This is a genomic window from Lysobacter sp. ISL-50 (assembly GCF_018612875.1).
Taxonomy (GTDB): Bacteria; Pseudomonadota; Gammaproteobacteria; order Xanthomonadales; family Xanthomonadaceae; genus Lysobacter.
In genome coordinates this window covers 43,965-58,776 of record NZ_JAGGRI010000035.1, presented here as the reverse complement: position 1 = coordinate 58,776, position 14,812 = coordinate 43,965, and the positions used below count along the sequence as shown (strand labels likewise).

13 protein-coding genes are annotated in these 14,812 nt (G+C 69.3%); 5 read left to right on the top strand and 8 right to left on the bottom strand.

The features are described 5' to 3' along the window. Positions 1-51: 51 nt before the first annotated feature. The 5 genes from J7J50_RS18945 to J7J50_RS18925 form a co-directional block, all read right to left on the bottom strand. Complete coding sequence (locus J7J50_RS18945; RefSeq protein WP_215056629.1) at positions 52-1,029, bottom strand: ribokinase; 978 nt, start codon at positions 1,027-1,029, stop codon at positions 52-54. A 6-nt stretch (positions 1,030-1,035) separates the two neighbouring features. Further along, the gene (locus J7J50_RS18940; RefSeq protein ID WP_215056630.1) at positions 1,036-2,334 is read right to left on the bottom strand and encodes a nucleoside transporter C-terminal domain-containing protein; all 1,299 of its coding nucleotides are present in this window, start codon (positions 2,332-2,334) and stop codon (positions 1,036-1,038) included. Positions 2,335-2,571: 237 nt separating this feature from the next. Further along, positions 2,572-3,711: a GGDEF domain-containing protein gene (locus tag J7J50_RS18935; protein ID WP_215056631.1), complete on the bottom strand. Its 1,140-nt coding sequence runs from the start codon at positions 3,709-3,711 to the stop codon at positions 2,572-2,574. Between the two features lie 137 nt (positions 3,712-3,848). Next, positions 3,849-4,439 carry a TMEM165/GDT1 family protein gene (locus tag J7J50_RS18930; protein WP_215056632.1) on the bottom strand — a complete coding sequence of 197 codons (591 nt, stop codon included), beginning with the start codon at positions 4,437-4,439 and terminating at the stop codon, positions 3,849-3,851. Positions 4,440-4,840: 401 nt separating this feature from the next. Continuing rightward, positions 4,841-5,776, bottom strand: a complete 936-nt coding sequence (locus J7J50_RS18925) for a hypothetical protein (RefSeq protein WP_215056633.1) — start codon at positions 5,774-5,776, stop codon at positions 4,841-4,843. Positions 5,777-5,852: 76 nt separating this feature from the next. On the opposite strand from J7J50_RS18925, the gene J7J50_RS18920 reads away from it, so the two are divergent. The 5 genes from J7J50_RS18920 (at position 5,853) to J7J50_RS18900 (ending at position 11,514) form a co-directional block, all read left to right on the top strand. Next, complete coding sequence (locus J7J50_RS18920; RefSeq protein WP_215056634.1) at positions 5,853-6,824, top strand: aldo/keto reductase; 972 nt, start codon at positions 5,853-5,855, stop codon at positions 6,822-6,824. Positions 6,825-7,027: 203 nt separating this feature from the next. Further along, on the top strand, positions 7,028-7,285 hold the full coding sequence (locus J7J50_RS24915; protein WP_251044535.1) for a hemin uptake protein HemP: 258 nt from the start codon (positions 7,028-7,030) through the stop codon (positions 7,283-7,285). A gap of 373 nt (positions 7,286-7,658) precedes the next feature. Next, complete coding sequence (locus J7J50_RS18910) at positions 7,659-9,893, top strand: TonB-dependent hemoglobin/transferrin/lactoferrin family receptor (RefSeq protein WP_215056675.1); 2,235 nt, start codon at positions 7,659-7,661, stop codon at positions 9,891-9,893. A 51-nt stretch (positions 9,894-9,944) separates the two neighbouring features. Next, positions 9,945-10,496 carry a Hemin transport protein gene (locus J7J50_RS18905; protein ID WP_215056635.1) on the top strand — a complete coding sequence of 184 codons (552 nt, stop codon included), beginning with the start codon at positions 9,945-9,947 and terminating at the stop codon, positions 10,494-10,496. 76 nt (positions 10,497-10,572) lie between these two features. After that, a complete protein-coding gene (locus J7J50_RS18900; RefSeq protein WP_215056676.1) occupies positions 10,573-11,514 on the top strand; it encodes a DUF6607 family protein in 942 nt (313 codons plus the stop codon). A gap of 283 nt (positions 11,515-11,797) precedes the next feature. Here the strand turns inward: J7J50_RS18900 and J7J50_RS18895 are convergent, their stop codons facing one another. From J7J50_RS18895 to J7J50_RS18885, 3 genes are read right to left on the bottom strand one after another with little or no spacing between them, the layout of a single operon-like run. Continuing rightward, entirely contained in the window at positions 11,798-13,078 is a 1,281-nt protein-coding gene (locus tag J7J50_RS18895) for a PDZ domain-containing protein (protein WP_215056636.1), read from the bottom strand. 40 nt (positions 13,079-13,118) lie between these two features. After that, positions 13,119-14,120 carry a hypothetical protein gene (locus J7J50_RS18890; RefSeq protein WP_215056637.1) on the bottom strand — a complete coding sequence of 334 codons (1,002 nt, stop codon included), beginning with the start codon at positions 14,118-14,120 and terminating at the stop codon, positions 13,119-13,121. Further along, complete coding sequence (locus J7J50_RS18885) at positions 14,113-14,736, bottom strand: RNA polymerase sigma factor (RefSeq protein WP_215056638.1); 624 nt, start codon at positions 14,734-14,736, stop codon at positions 14,113-14,115. The genes J7J50_RS18890 and J7J50_RS18885 overlap by 8 nt, the downstream gene beginning before the upstream one ends. Between the last annotated feature and the right edge of the window lie 76 nt (positions 14,737-14,812).

The window sequence follows — 14,812 nt, the reverse complement described above, 5'->3', positions numbered from 1 at the left end:
TCAGACGCGGTGAAAGCAGCCCGCGAACCAGCAGCCCACCGGACACCAAACTCAGCCGAACCGCGCCTTCAACTCGGCATCGCGCGGCATCGCCGCCGCCGCGCCCGCGCGTTCGGTGGACAGGCCCGCATAGCGATTGGCATAGGCGACATGCTCCGCGAACGCGGCATCGCCGCCGCGTGCCAGCGACGCGGCCAGCGCGCCGTTGAAGGCATCGCCCGCGCCGGTGGTATCGACGGCGCGCACCGCCGCCGCCGCGACCCGATAGCAGGCCTGCGCATCGCCGCGCAGTGCGCCGTCGGCATGCGAAACGAAGCAGCCGGACTGGCCCAGGGTGATGACGACGCTGCCGTCCGGCAGCAACCGCCGGCAATGCGCATGCAATTCGGCGTCGGCCAAACCCGCCAACGTATCCGGGTCCAGCCGCGTATCCGCATGGCGCTGCAACTGCGCACAGAACTCGGTTTCGTTCGGCGTGATCACATCGGCCAGCGCCCACAGCGCGGCGCTGGCGACGGCGTCGGCCGGCGCCGGATTGAGCAGGGTCAACGCGCCCGCGGCGCGCGCCAGCGCGAATGCGGCTTCGGCCGATTCGACCGGGGTTTCCAGTTGGGTCAGCACGACCCGCGCCCGCGCCAGCGCCTGCCCGTGTTCGCCGACGAAGGCCGGCGAGAGTTCGGCATTGGCGCCCGGGCCGATCACGATGGTGTTGCGGCCCTCGGCATCGACGTAGATGCCGGCGGTGCCGGTGGGTTCGTCGCTGCGCAGATCGCGCAGGTCGATGCCGTCGCCGGCGGCGAGCGCGTGCGCCAGCTGTCCGCCGGCGTCCTCGCCGAGCGCGCAGACGAAACTGACCGCCGCGCCCGCGCGCGCCGCCGCGGTGGCCTGATTGAAGCCCTTGCCGCCGGGCCCGGTGTGATAGCGGCCGGCCAGGGTTTCGCCCGGGCGCGGCAACGCGGTCAGCGCCCAGACGTGGTCGACGTTGAACGAGCCGACGACGACGACGCGGCCGCAATGCAGGTCGCTCATGCGAACTTATCCGGCGAAGTGAGTGAGTACGCCGGCGATGGTCGCGGTCATGAAGGTCGCGATCGAACCGCCGAGCACGGCGCGCAGGCCGAACCGCGCCAGATCCTGGCGACGTTCCGGAGCCAGTCCGCCAATGCCGCCGATCTGGATCGCGATCGAGCTGAAATTGGCGAAGCCGCACAGCGCGTAGGTCGCGATCAAACGGCCTTCGTCGCTGAGCGAGGCGCCGGCGACCTTGCCGTTCACGATATCGGCCAGATGGGTGTAGGCGACGAATTCGTTGAGCACGACCTTCTCGCCGATCAATCCGCCGACCAGCGTCGCGTCCTGCCACGGCGTGCCGATCACCCAGGCGATCGGCGCCAGCAGGTAGCCCAGAAGGGTGGACAGGTCGGTGGGCTTGCCGATCGCGGCGGCCAGGCCGGTCTGCTCGCCGACCCAGGTCAGCGGCGCGTTGACCAGCGCGATCAGGGCGATGAAGGCCAGCAGCATCGCGCCGATGTTCAGCGCCAGGCGCAAACCGTCGCCGGCGCCGGCGGCGGCCGCGTCGATGATGTTGGCGGTGTTCTTCTCGACTTCCATCTTGACCGTGCCGCGGGTCAGCGGCTCGCCGGTCTCGGGCACGAGGATCTTCGCGATCACCAGCGTCGCCGGCGCGGCCATGATCGAAGCGGCCAGCAGGTGCTTGGCGTAGAACGCCTGCGATTCGGGATCGCCGGCGCCGAGCATGCCGACATAGGCCGCGAGCACGCCGCCGGCGATGTGGGCCATGCCGCCGATCATCATCGTGATCAGCTCGGATTCGGTCATTTTCGGGATGTAGGGGCGCACGGTCAGCGGCGCCTCGGTCTGGCCGATGAAGACGCTGGCGCAGACGCTGGTGGTCTCCGCGCCCGACACGCGCATGACCTTGGTGATCGCCCAGGCCATGCCGCGCACCACCGCCTGCATCACGCCCAGGTGGTAGAGCACGCCCATCAGGGCCGAGAAGAAGATGATCGTCGGCAGCACCTGGAAGGCGAAGATGAAGCCGAACTGCTTGACGTCCATCAGGCTGCCGAAGATGAAGCCCGAGCCCTTGCCGACGAATTCCAGCACGTGCACGAAGCCCTTGCCGATCGCGTCGAACACGTCCTTGCCGCCCGGCACCAACAGAACCAGCGCGGCGAAAGCGATCTGCAAGGAGATGCCGATGCCGACCAGCTTCCAATCCACCGAGCGGCGTTTCACCGAGAACAACCACGCAATGCCTACGAGCACCGCCAAACCGAACAGGCCGAAGGCCACGCGCGAAATCGAATCCACTCCACTCTCCCCGGCGCCGGAGCACCGGCGGCTTTTTGACGTCTAATTAGTCGGCGCAGACTAGAGGCTGGCCGCCCCAGCGGCAAGCCGCGGCGCAGCGCGCGGCCTCAAGCGCAGCGCGGAAAAGACGCTTGAGGCGGTTTTTGTATGGAACGCGACGGCGAGACAAGGCCCGCGCGGACGGCGGATTGGAGGGCCGCGGGACCGACACAAGGCCCGATCGCGGCCCCGGATCGTTCAGATATCCCGCGCCACCACCCGGTTGCGCCCGGACTGCTTGGCCCGCTGCAGGCGCAGATCGGCGCGGCGCAGCAGGCGCGACAGGTCGCCGCCTTCCTGCGGAAAGGTCACCAGGCCGGCGCTGAAGCTCAGCCACAGCGGCTCGGCGCCGCGGCCGGGCTCGAACGGGCGCTCGGCGACGGTGCGGCGGATCGCATCGACCTCCTCGAAGGCGGTGCCCAGCGGCTTGCGCATCACCAGCAGGAATTCGCCGCCGCTCAGCCGCACCAGCCATTCGCTGGGCTCGGACTGCTCGCGCAGCACCGCGACCAGATGGCGCAGGCTGCGGTCGCCGAGGCGGTGGCCGTAGTCGTCGTTGATGCGCTTGAAGTGGTCCAGGTCGATCAGGGCCAGGGTCAGGCTGCCGCCGTCGCGGCGCACGGTGTCGAACAGGCGCGGGATGCGGTGGGTCAGCCAGGTCCGGTTCGGCAGCCGGGTCAGGCCGTCGGTGCCGGACATCTCGATCAGCCGCTGCATGCGGTAGACCACCATCGAGGTCGCCACCGTCATCATCGCCAGCAACACCAGGCGCTGGGTCTGGGAGCCCAGGGTGACCGCGCCGTAATCGCTGGACATCAGGTCTTCGGGCGAGCCGGCCACGGCGAACACCCACACCACCAGCAGGCCGTATTCGACCAGCGCCAGCACGCCGGCGAACAAGGTCACCCGGCCGTCGCTGCGCAGCGCGGTCATCAGGATGGCGAGCAGATAGCCGCACCACACGATCAGGCTGTTGAGCCCGGCCGGCAGGTGCTGCACCGCCAACGCCGCCAGCACCAGCGTGGTCGCCGACACGTCGAAGGCGGCGGTGGAGAAGGGCAGCCAGCGATAGCGGCGCTGACGTCGCGCCAGCGCCAGCCACAGTTGCGAGAACACGTTGACGAAGATCGCCCCGCCCAGGCCGATCATGGTTTCCTTGACGCTGCCGCCGCCGATCGCGTTGAACAACGGCAACAGCAGCAGCATCGCCGCCAGCACGGCGCGCAGGCGCGCGACCAGCAGTTCGCCGCCGGCGCCGATCTCCAGCATGATTTCATCCGGCCGCGACAACAGCGCCACGATCACGTTGCGTATCCGACCGCCCACGCCTTGGTACATCCCGGTTCCCGTCCCTGCGGCATGCCGCCGCGACGCGAGCATAGCGCGAGAGCGCGGCCGGCTAGCGCTCCAATCCCCATCCAGGGCGCAGGAATACGACGCCGGTCGCCGATGGCGGCGACCGGCGCGTGGCGCGATCAGCCGATCCCGCGCACCGCCGCCCACAGCGCCAGCGCCGCGAACACCGCCGCGGCGAGGTAGCGCGCGGTCTTCAGCGGCAGGCGGTCGGCGAAGCGGCTGCCGAGCAGGGCCACCGGCACATTGGCCAGCAGCATGCCGACGGTGGTGCCGAAGATCACCGCCCACAGCGGTTCGTAGCGGGTCGCCAGCAGCACGGTGGCGATCTGGGTCTTGTCGCCGATCTCGGCGAAGAAGAACGCGATGGTGGTGGCGATGAAGGCGCCGCGCGCGGAGAACTGCGCGTCTTTCTCATCGAGTCGATCGGGCTTGAGCGTCCACAGCGCGACCGCGAAGAAGCTCGCCGCGACCACCCAGCGCAATACTTCGGGCTTGAGCCAGTGCGCGACCAGCGTGCCGAACCAGGCGGCGAGCGCGTGATTGAGCAAGGTCGCCAGCAAAATGCCGGCGATGATCGGCAAGGGTTTGCGGAAGCGCGCGGCCAGCAGCAAGGCCAGCAACTGGGTCTTGTCGCCGATTTCGGCGAGCGCGACGGTACCGGTGGAGACAGCACTGGCGACGACCCAGGCCGGAAGGAAGGACAGATCCATGACAACTCCGGGGTCGGGCATTCGCGTGGACGCGAAGGCGGACGCCGCGCGGCCCGACCCGGGTTTCGCGCAACGCCTGCCTTCGGTCTTGCCCGTGGTCGCTGGCGGCGATCAGGTTCCGGCGCTGGGCCTGGAATCGCGATCGCTCGCTGGCTGCCGCTCACGCGCCATGGCCGGTGGGCCAAGTGTGTTGACGCATGTCCCCGCGAAACGGGCCGGTGTATCGGGCCGGTGCGCGGGTGGGCTACTCCCCGGAGGAGGAAAGTGCCGCGATTGTAGCGGATCGGCCGGCGCGCGCAGCAAATGAGAAGCTTTCGCCGTTGCGCGCATAGCGCCGCCCGGCCGGCTTGCGTCGGCGCCTTAAGGCGCGGCGCGGCCCTTGCGCCTGGCGCGCGATCGGTTCATTGCGAACACGGCGGCGCCTCGGTGCCTTCGTCGGCATACAGCGAAGCGAAGCCCGCCGGCATCACTCGCGGCAGCTTCTCCATCGGCGGCTTCACCGTGGGGAAGTAGTCGCGCTGCCACTGCGAAGCCAGCGCGGTCGCCGCCGGTTCCAGGCTGGCATAGCGCGATTCCGGGCGATCGGCGGGTTTGCCGGACAGGCGGCCGATCAACAGCCGCATCGCCCGCGCCTTGGTCGGATCGTTGGCGATCATGCCGGTCAGCGGCGAGGAATCGTCGCTGTAGGCGACCATCAGATCGAACACCGACGGCAGATAACCGGCCTCGAACGAGAGCTGCATCATGTTGCCGGCCTCGGCGCGCCAGCGGTCGAATTCGGGCGTGCTCATGTGCGTGTAGTCGATCAGCACCGAATCGCCGCGGGCGTAGCGGTACATCGCCTCGGGCTCGCCAGCCAGCGCGGCCTGGCGCAGATAGTGATTGCCCTGTTTCCACGAATCGGCCGGGGCGTTGCGGCATTCGGCGAGGACACGGCGGGCGCGGTTCTCCAGCTTGGTCATGTAGCCGCGCTGGTCCGGCGGCAGATCGGGGCGCGCGTTTTCTTCCGCCGCGGCCAGCATCTGTTCGGCCGCCGAAGTGTCGGTGCAGCGCAGCAGTTCCATGCCGAGCTGGCACGAGGCGCGGCTGTCGCCGGCGTCGGCGCGGTTCTTGATCTCGGCCAATTGCGGATTGCGGTAGTCGTCGCGGATCGGTTCGATCTTGCCGGCCGTGTCGGCTTGCGCCGCCGGCACGACGGGCGACGGCCGCGGCGTTTGCGCCTCAGTTGCGACCGGCGCCACGGTGGCGGGCGCGCGCGAACGCCACAGCTGCCAGCCGAGCAATGCGACGGCGATCGCGATCAGGCTCACGATCAGGCCACGGGTATTCGAACTCATTGCCGCCTGCCGCCCTTCGTGTCGCCGATCATCGGCGTAGCATGCCCGCAATCAACCGTTCGATTGGAGCGTTCGCATGCAATACCGCCGATTGGGTTCATCCGGCCTCCAGATTTCGGCGCTGTCGTTCGGCGCCTGGGTTACCTTCGGCGCGCAGATCGGCCGCGACACCGCGCGCGAGCTGATCGCCGCCGCGTGGGATCACGGCATCAACTTCTTCGACAACGCCGAGGGTTACGCCAACGGCGAGGCCGAGCGGGTGATGGGCGAGGCGATCGCCGATCTGCGCCTGCCGCGCGATGGTTACTGCGTGTCGAGCAAGGTCTTCTTCGGCGCTCATGAAGAACCGCGTCCGACCCAGAAGGGACTTTCGCGCAAGCACGTCAGCGAAGCCTGCCACGATGCGCTGCGCCGGCTGCGTGTCGATCATCTCGATCTGTACTTCTGCCATCGACCGGACCCGGATACGCCGGTGGAGGAAACCGTGTGGGCGATGGACGCGCTGATCCGCCAGGGCAAGGTGCTGTACTGGGGCACCTCGGAGTGGCCGGCGCCGTTGATCCGCGAGGCGCACAAGATCGCGCGCATCCATCATCTGCACGCGCCGACGATGGAGCAGCCGCAGTACAACCTGCTGCATCGCGAGCGGGTCGAACTGGAATACGCGCCGCTCTATGCCGAGTTGGGGCTGGGCACGACGATCTGGTCGCCGCTGGCCTCGGGCCTGCTGACCGGCAAGCACCGCGGCGGTTTCGCCGGCGACAGCCGCCTGGGCCAATCGGACAAGGAGTGGCTGCGCCGGATCGCGGTCGGCAGTCCCGAGCAGCGGCGGTTCGAGCGGGTCGCGGCCTTTGCCGCGGTCGCGGCCGAGCTCGGGGTCGCGCCGGCGCCGCTGGCGATCGCCTGGTGCCTGCGCAATCCGCATGTGTCGAGCGTGATTCTCGGCGCCAGCCGAACCGAGCAGTTGCTGCAGAACCTGGAGGCGCTGGAGCTGGCGGGGCGGGTGGATGAGGGCGGCTGGCAGCGGGTGGAGGCGGCTGTGGGTTGAGGAGGGTGCGGCTGGGGCTTGGGTTGTCTGGAGGGGTGGGGCTGGCGCGGTGGCTGCCAGTACTACGCAGCGCCTGCTTTTCGCCGCTTGGTCGGGACTTTGCTGTTTTGGCGGGTGATCACAAATTTCCGCATTTGCGTGTTGACTGGCAAATGAGAATCATTATCATCATTCGGGAGCCCACCCCCGAACGAGTCACCGCCATGTCTCTGCGCAACCCCGTGCTGCAGCTCAAGCCCCGTACTGATCGTTCCCTGAGCGCCGTCGCCGCGCCCGTCGCCGCCGTGGCCCCGGCACCCGCCACGGCCGCCATGACCTCGGCCGTCGTCGCCGCCGCCCAGGGCGTTCTGATCGAAAGCACCGCGCTGTTGCGCGGCGCGCGCGAGGTGCTGATCCGCCATGGCGGCGAGGTCTACCGCCTGCGCCACACCCGCAACGACAAGTTGATCCTGACGAAGTAACCCCGCGCACGGCGCGTCCTGGCCACGCCCGCTCAGCCCCTTCCCTCCCCACGCCGTCCGCATCGCCCGTTCGACGCCCGGATCTCTCCAGTCCGCCCCACGTCCGAACCCGATCGCACCGGCCCGCTGAGCGTCCGGCCACCGCGCCCATCGCCCTGCCGCGCCCTAGCTTCGGGGCGCGGCGGGGCGCGTCGGCCCTGCGCGGCCCGCCAGCACCTTCTCTCTCCAAGGCTGCCAGCCCTTGTCCGTCACGGATGCCAGCTCGCCTCGGCCCAATCGCCATCATCCGAGTCGAAGAATGTCCCGCGTCCATACCCAGGCTGCGCCTGCACGTTCCATCCGTAATCCCGTCCCCGCGCGCTGCGCGCTGGCCATGGCGTTGACCCTGGCCCTGCCGGCCGTGGCCAGCGCCGCCGATGCGGCCGATGCCGCCGGCGCGGACGTCAACGAACTCAACCGCGTGGTGGTCAGCGCCACCCGCACCGAGCGTCAGGTCCAGGACGTGCCGGCCACCGTCGGTGCGATCGATCGCGAGCGCATGGACAACGAACTGGTGCGCGACATCCGCGACCTGTTCCGCTACGAGCCCGGCATCGAAGTCGGCGCCAACCGTGAACGCTTCGGCCTGGGCGACATCCGCATCCGCGGCCTCGGCGGCAACCGCGTGCGCGTGCTGGTCGATGGCGTGTCGGTGTCGGACAGCTTCGCGATCGGCAGCTTCTCCAACGCCGGGCGCAACTCCGTCGATCTGGACACGGTCAAGCAGGTCGAAGTCGTGCGCGGCCCGAGCAGCGCGCTGCTCGGCTCCGATGCGCTCGGCGGCGTGGTGTCGTTCGTGACCAAGGACCCGAACGATTACCTCAAGGACGGCGCCAAGACGTACTTCGGCCTCAAGCTGGGCGCGGAAAGCCAGAACGAAGGCCTGTACGGCGGCGCTACCGCGGCGTTCGGCGGCGAACGCTGGTCCGGCTTGGTGGTGGTCAATCATCACCAGGGCAAGGAGACCGAAAACCAGGGCGATAACGATGCCCACGACGGCACGCGCACCCGCGCCAACCCGCAGGATTTCGACGGCCGCAGCGTGCTGACGAAATTGGTCTACGCGCCCAGCGAAAACCAGCGCTTCCGCCTGACCGTGGAAGGCAGCGAAGAGCAGACCGACACGCTCGTGTTCAGTGCGCTCGGCCTGGTCGCGCTGGTTCCGGGACAACCGCCGAATTCGCCGCGCACGCGCGTGGCCTCGATGTCCGGCGACGATCGCCAGACCCGCGCCCGCGTGTCTTTCGCGCATGAAATCGATTCGATCGACAGCGTTCTCGCCGATTCGCTGCAGTGGCAGATTTATCGCCAGGACAGCGAAACCACCCAGCGCACCCGCGAGCAGCGCGTCACCTTGTCCAACAACCCCAATCCGACTCTGCGCCTGCGCGAGTTCAACTTCGACCAGCGCGTGTACGGCGCCGAAGCCACCGCGCACAAGAACTTCGCCACCGGTTCGGTCGAGCACACCCTGACCTACGGCTTCGAATACGAGAACACCGAATTCCGCCAAAAGCGCGACGGCCGCGCGGTCAATCTGACCACCGGCGCGGTCAGCAACGCGATCTCGCCGGACACCTTCCCGGTGCGCGATTTCCCGGTCAGCAAGACCCGCAACGCCGGCGTGTTCGTGCAGGACGAAATCCAGTTCGCCGACGGCAAGTTCCGCCTGGTGCCGGCGGTGCGCGTGGACCGTTACGAACTGCGTCCGCGCAAGGACACGATCTGGAACGGCGACAACCCGGGCGTGAAGATCAGCGACCTGAGCAAGACCAGCGTGTCGCCCAAGCTCGGCGCGGTCTGGCATTTCGCTCAGGACTGGTCGTTGTACGGCGGCTATCAGCGCGGTTTCCGCGCGCCGCCCTACAGCGACGTCAACCTGGGCTTCACCAATCTGCAGTTCGGCTACACCGCCATTCCCAACCCCAACCTCAAGCCGGAAACCAGCGACGGTTACGAACTGGGCCTGCGCTTCAGCAACAAGGCCGTGTACGCGCAGGTGGCGGCGTTCTACAACGACTATAAGGACTTCATCGAATCCAGCCGCCAGGTCAGCGCGCCGCCGCAGACGCCGCTGATCGTGTTCCAGTCGCAGAACGTGGCCAAGGCGCGCATCCGCGGCGTCGAGCTGCGCGGCGGCGTCGATTTCGGCGAACTGTCGGACGCGCTGGCCGGCTGGTCGACGCGCTTCGCCGCGGCCTACAACAAGGGCGAGGACAAGACCGCCGACCGTCCGCTGGAATCGATCGCGCCGCTGACCGCGAGCGTCGGCGTGGCCTACGACCGCGACACCTGGGGCGTGGAGTTGGCCGGACGTTTCGCCCGCCACAAGACCGACCTGCCGGCGCCGAACCGCTTCGCCGCGCCGGGCTACGGCGTGCTGGACCTGCTGGCGCACTGGGAGTTCGCGCCGGGCGCCCGGTTCAACGTCGGCGTGTTCAACCTGGGCGACAAGAAGTATTGGGACGGCGGCGATGTGCCGGGCACCTTGACCGTCAGCAGCGCCGTGCTGGATCGCTACACCGCGCCGGGCCGCAACGTCGGCGCCAGCGTGGCGGTGAGCTGGTAACGCATGCGCGCGCCGTCGCCCGCCGCGATCGCTTCGGGCAGGCCGGCCGCCGTGAGCGGTCGCGCCGGCCTGCCGGCGCCCGAGCGATTGGCGGCGGTGGCGACGGTGTTGTGCGTGTACCCCAGGCGCCATCGCGATGCGCTCGACGGTTGGCTCGCGGCCGACCGCGCCGAAAGAGTCAGCCGCCAGGACGGCGAGGACGTGCGCGAGGCGCTGCTGTTCCGTGATGCCGCCGGGCGCGCGTGCTGGCGCTTGTATCTGCTGCCCGACAGCGATTTTCTCGCCTGGGACGATGCCGCCGCGGATCTGCCCGTGCATCACGGCGCCGAGTCGCGCGGCGGCGTGTGGGCGAGCCTGCGCCGCCGCTGGTTGCGCCGCTGGCGCGGTCGCTGGTGCGCGCAGGTGCTGCGCCTGCAGGTGCTGCGCGACGCCGCCGGCCATTGCGTGCTGCTTGCCGACGGCGCCGAGTTGTCGCCGCTCGGCCACGCTCACGCGCGCCGCATCGCCGCCGGCGAGGGCGCGCGCCTGAGCGCGCAGGTGCACGTGTGCTGCTGCATGGCCTCGGGCTTGGGCGACGGCGCCGGGCCGGCGCAATTCGCCTGACTTCTTTTAAAGCCGCAATCGAATGCCTTCTTCTACTTTCAAAGCCATAGAGCCAACGAGTTCAGCCATGACCCGAATGACTTACCGCGCCAGCGTGCTGGCGATCTGCCTGATGTCCAGCCCGCTGGCGCTGGCCCAGTCCGCCGCCGCGCCGTCGCCCGAGCGCGACCGCGCTTCGATCCTTTTGATGCAGGGCGAATACGTCGTCGATTTCGCCTTCGACGAAACCGTGCTGCTCAAGCCCGGCTACGAGCGCGCGCCGGCGATGCGCAGCGGCGGCAACGAAACCGTCATCGTGGTCGAGAACACCCCGGCCAAGTTGGTGCTGCAGCACATCCTGGTCGACGCCAAGAGCGGCCACGTGACCAAGCATTGGCGTCAGGACTGGACCTATGAAGCGCCGCAACGTTTCGAATTCAGCGCCGACCAGACCTGGCACGTGCGCAAGATTCCGGCCGATCTGAACCGCGGCGCCTGGACCCAGTGCGTGTTCGAAGTCAGCGACGCGCCGCGCTACTGCGGCACCGGCCGCTGGGACTACAAGAACAATGTCGCCACCTGGACCAGCGATGCGAGCTGGCGCCCGCTGCCGCGGCGCGAATACACCAAGCGCAGCGACTACAACGCGGTCGCGGCGATCAACCGCCACACCATCACTCCGAACGGCTGGACCCATGAGCAGTTCAACACCAAGGTGCTGCGCAAGCCCGACGGCACGCAGGAGGAACTGGCGCGCGAGTTCGGCTTCAACGACTACCAGAAGACCCAGGACGTCGATTTCAAGCCGGCCTACAAGTACTGGGACGCGACCCAGGGTTACTGGGCCAAGGTGCGCGCGCATTGGGACCGTTACCTCGGTCAGGCGCCGGGCGTGCTGCTCAAGACCAAGGTCGATGGCATGGCGATGATCGTTCCGTTGTTCGAACAGGCGGGCAAGCTGGAAGCGGGCAAGAAGGTCGCCGACAAGGACATCGATGCGGTGTTCGCCAAGTGGGTGACTAGCGCGCCGGCGGAGTAGGCGGAACAGGCCGGGCAGAATGCCAGGCCTTTTTGTTTCTTCAAGGTGTTCGCAAGTTGCGATGAGGGAGTTGCGTGATCGGAAAGGAAAGCATCGGGGCTGAAGCCCCTCCCACAAAAGATCGCGTGGCGACGAAGTCTCTTGTGGGAGGGGCTTCAGCCCCGATGCTCTTCGCTCAGCCGCGAACAGGCATCAGCAAGCGCAGCCACTGAAAAAAAGAAGGGCTGGCGATGACACATCCGCCAGCCCTGCTAGGAAAACCGGAACTTCGCGAACGCGTCGATCAGTCCACGCTATGCACGCGGACATGCAGGCCTTCCGCCATCGCCCACTGCGGCGGCACCGGTGCGATGGGCGGCTGCGGCGCCACGCTCACTTTGTTCGGGATCGGCGGCGGAGGAGGCGGGGGCGGCGGCGCTGCCGGCGACGGAGGCACGGGCGGAACAGGAGGCGCCGGAGCATGCGGTACCGGAGCGTGCGGCGGAACCGGCGGTACGGGCGGCACAGGCGGAACCGGCGGCACCCAAGCCACCGCCTTCGGCAGCGTCAGCTTGACCTTGGCGGCGGCGCGATCGCGCAGATAGCCGATCTCGACCTGATTGCCTTCGGCCTTGCCGCGCAAAGCCTCCATCGTCTGCCGCGGCGTATCCACGCGGCGGCCGTCGATGCTCTGGATCACGTCGCCGGCTTCCAGCCCCTTCAGCTCCGGACCGGCGCTGAGCACCAGCACGCCGCGATCGGTGCCGAAATAGCGCCCCAGCTTGGTGTCGAGCGAGGCCAGATTCAGGCCGTTCCAACGCAGCGCTTCGCTGATCAGCGGCATCGGGCAGGGCCTGCCGCCGCAGTCGTCGTCCGGACCGATGCGATAGATTTCCGTGCGCACGCCCGGCGCGACCGCCACGCGGGCCGGGATGTGCTGCACGGAGTCGCTGCTGACATCCATCGTGCCGTCGGCCGAACGCAGGATCTTGACCCGGCCGCTGCTGATGATCTGCGAACCGTCGGCGTTCTCGAACACCATGACCCGTTCGCCGACTTGCGGCGAGACATCGGCCGTGGCCTCGCGGCCGTCGCGCAGGTAGCGGATGCGCGTGGTCTTGCCGGCTTCCAGTTTGCCGAGCAGCGCGCGCGCGTTGCCCAGGCGCGCGCCCGGCTCCTTGCCGGCGACCGGCGTGCCGTTGATGGCGATCAAGCGGTCGCCGCTGCGCAAACCGACCTTGGCCGCGGCGCTGCCGGGCGTGACCGCGATGATGCCGACGCCGCTCCTGTCGTCCGGCGCCAGGATCACGCCGAGCTGCGGACCGCGGATATCGTCGCGGATCAACACCGGCTTGGTCACCGGATCGGGCATCGCGTTCGGAATCGTCGCGGTGCCCGGCATCGGCAGCAGGTGCGGACGGGCTTGCGCGAACAGCAGCGGCGCGTCGCCGGGGTGGCGCTGGATCACCACGGTGCGCGTGCGCGCTTCGGCGGGCTGCGCGTCGGTCGCGGGCGCGGCGGTCGGCGCGAGCGCGCTGCCGATCGCGGCGAACAACAGCGCGGGAAGCAGGGAAATGCGGGACATGACGGTCTCCGGTGCAGCGGATGTACGAATTGAGGAAGGATTAGTCGACGCGCACCAGCGCGTCGTCGTAGCGTTCGCCGCGCGCGGCGAACCAGCGTTGGGTGCTTTCCACGCCGGCCAGCGAGCGCAGCGCGCCGACCCGTTGCCGCCACAGCGCCAGGCGCTGTTCGGCCGGCAGCGCGGCGTCGGTCAGGGCGGTGTCGATCAGGCTCAGGCGTTGGTCGAGGTCGGAACTCATCAGCGCCGCGGTGGCGCTGGCGACGCGATCGTCGCGGGTCAGCGTCACCAGCGCTTCGAGCTGCGCCGATTCGGTCTGCAGCTCGCGCAGTTGCGCGGCGACGGCGGTGTCGCGCTGGCCGCCGGACGCGTCGGCGACGAGCGTGGCGGCCTTGGCCGGATCGGTGTCGCCGCCGCTGAGCGCCGGCGTGGCGTTCGCGGTCGCGGCGATGCGTTCGGAGGCGGGCGTGTCGGCGCGGGACGGTGTCGCACGCGTCGCAGCCGCTCGCGTCGAACTGGGGCGTTGAGTGCTCGCCACAACGGCGGCCTTCGGCGCCGCGCGCTTGGGACCGGCGTCCGCGGGTTCTATATGGAGTGGAGTGGCCGGATTCGGCTGGACCGCGAGCGAGTCGCTGCGTTGAGTATCGGCATGGGCCGGGCCGACAGGCACCGCGTCACCGCCCGGACGAATGCCCGGCGCCGCGGGACCGCCGTCGCGCGCAGCCGCTTCGTGCGCGATCGGGCCCGGCGATTGGATTTCGAGCGTCGGTCGCTGCGCCCGCAGGCTCAGCCACAACCCCAGCGGCAGCGCGGCGGCGAGCATCGCCGCGATCGCCCACCGCCGCGCCGGATGCGCCGCGCTGCGACGGCGAGGCGAGGGGTCGATGCGCGCGGCGGGCGAGGGCGGCATGTGCGCCGGGGCGCCCTGGCGCGCGGCCAAGGTCGCGGCCATGCGCGCCCAGCCGTCGGCCGGCGGCGTCTCCGCCGGCAGCTGCGCGAACGCCTCCGTCCAGGTCCGCGGCGGGTTGGGATTGCGATCAGGCATGGGCCTGCTCCGGTTCCAGCAGCTGGCGCAGGCGGCGTCCGCCGCGCGCGAGTTGCGATTTGGAAAAACTGGTCGATCGCTGCATCAGCGCGGCGATCTCTTCGTGGGTATAGCCCTCGGCGTGGTACAGCCACAGCACGCTGCGGGTCGGCGCCGGCAACTGCGCCATCGCCCGGCCCAGCGCGGCGGCGTCGGCGGCCGCCGGCGGGGGCGGCATGCGGTCGTCGGCGAGGTGTTCGTCGTCGGCTTCGACCGCGTGCTCCAGGCGGCGCCGGCTGCGCAGCCGCATCAGCGCTTCGTTGACCGCGATCTGCCGCAGCCAGCCCCAGAACGGCGTGCCGCTGCCGTCGCGGTGGCCGCGGAAATCGCCGATCCGCGTGAACACCTTGAGCATGGTCTCCTGCAGCACGTCGGTGGCCTCGTCGCGATCTCCGGCGATCCGCACCGCCAGGGTGAACACCGGCCGCTCGAACCAGTGGTAGATCTGCTCGAACGCCGCGCCTTCGCCGGCGCGCACGCGCGCCAGCAGCGTCTCGGGGACGTCGATGGCGAAGCTCGACAGCGGCCGGTCGGAGGCGGGCGCGGGCGGCGGCGATGAGGTGATTTGCGGTGGCATTCCCAGACAAGGATGCGGCAGGGGCGTGAAGGGTCGCAGCCGGGTGCAAGGCCTATACTGCGCCCAACGGACACAA

What these genes read in the sequence shown, in the direction of transcription:
- J7J50_RS18885 (WP_215056638.1), bottom strand. Translation starts at nt 14,736, where the DNA reads ATGCCACCGCAAATCACCTCATCGCCGCCGCCCGCGCCCGCCTCCGAC.
- J7J50_RS18925 (WP_215056633.1), bottom strand. Translation starts at nt 5,776, where the DNA reads ATGAGTTCGAATACCCGTGGCCTGATCGTGAGCCTGATCGCGATCGCC.
- J7J50_RS18945 (WP_215056629.1), bottom strand. Translation starts at nt 1,029, where the DNA reads ATGAGCGACCTGCATTGCGGCCGCGTCGTCGTCGTCGGCTCGTTCAAC.
- J7J50_RS18935 (WP_215056631.1), bottom strand. Translation starts at nt 3,711, where the DNA reads ATGTACCAAGGCGTGGGCGGTCGGATACGCAACGTGATCGTGGCGCTG.
- J7J50_RS18900 (WP_215056676.1), top strand. Translation starts at nt 10,573, where the DNA reads ATGACTTACCGCGCCAGCGTGCTGGCGATCTGCCTGATGTCCAGCCCG.
- J7J50_RS18895 (WP_215056636.1), bottom strand. Translation starts at nt 13,078, where the DNA reads ATGTCCCGCATTTCCCTGCTTCCCGCGCTGTTGTTCGCCGCGATCGGC.
- J7J50_RS18920 (WP_215056634.1), top strand. Translation starts at nt 5,853, where the DNA reads ATGCAATACCGCCGATTGGGTTCATCCGGCCTCCAGATTTCGGCGCTG.
- J7J50_RS18930 (WP_215056632.1), bottom strand. Translation starts at nt 4,439, where the DNA reads ATGGATCTGTCCTTCCTTCCGGCCTGGGTCGTCGCCAGTGCTGTCTCC.
- J7J50_RS18890 (WP_215056637.1), bottom strand. Translation starts at nt 14,120, where the DNA reads ATGCCTGATCGCAATCCCAACCCGCCGCGGACCTGGACGGAGGCGTTC.
- J7J50_RS18910 (WP_215056675.1), top strand. Translation starts at nt 7,659, where the DNA reads ATGGCGTTGACCCTGGCCCTGCCGGCCGTGGCCAGCGCCGCCGATGCG.
- J7J50_RS24915 (WP_251044535.1), top strand. Translation starts at nt 7,028, where the DNA reads ATGTCTCTGCGCAACCCCGTGCTGCAGCTCAAGCCCCGTACTGATCGT.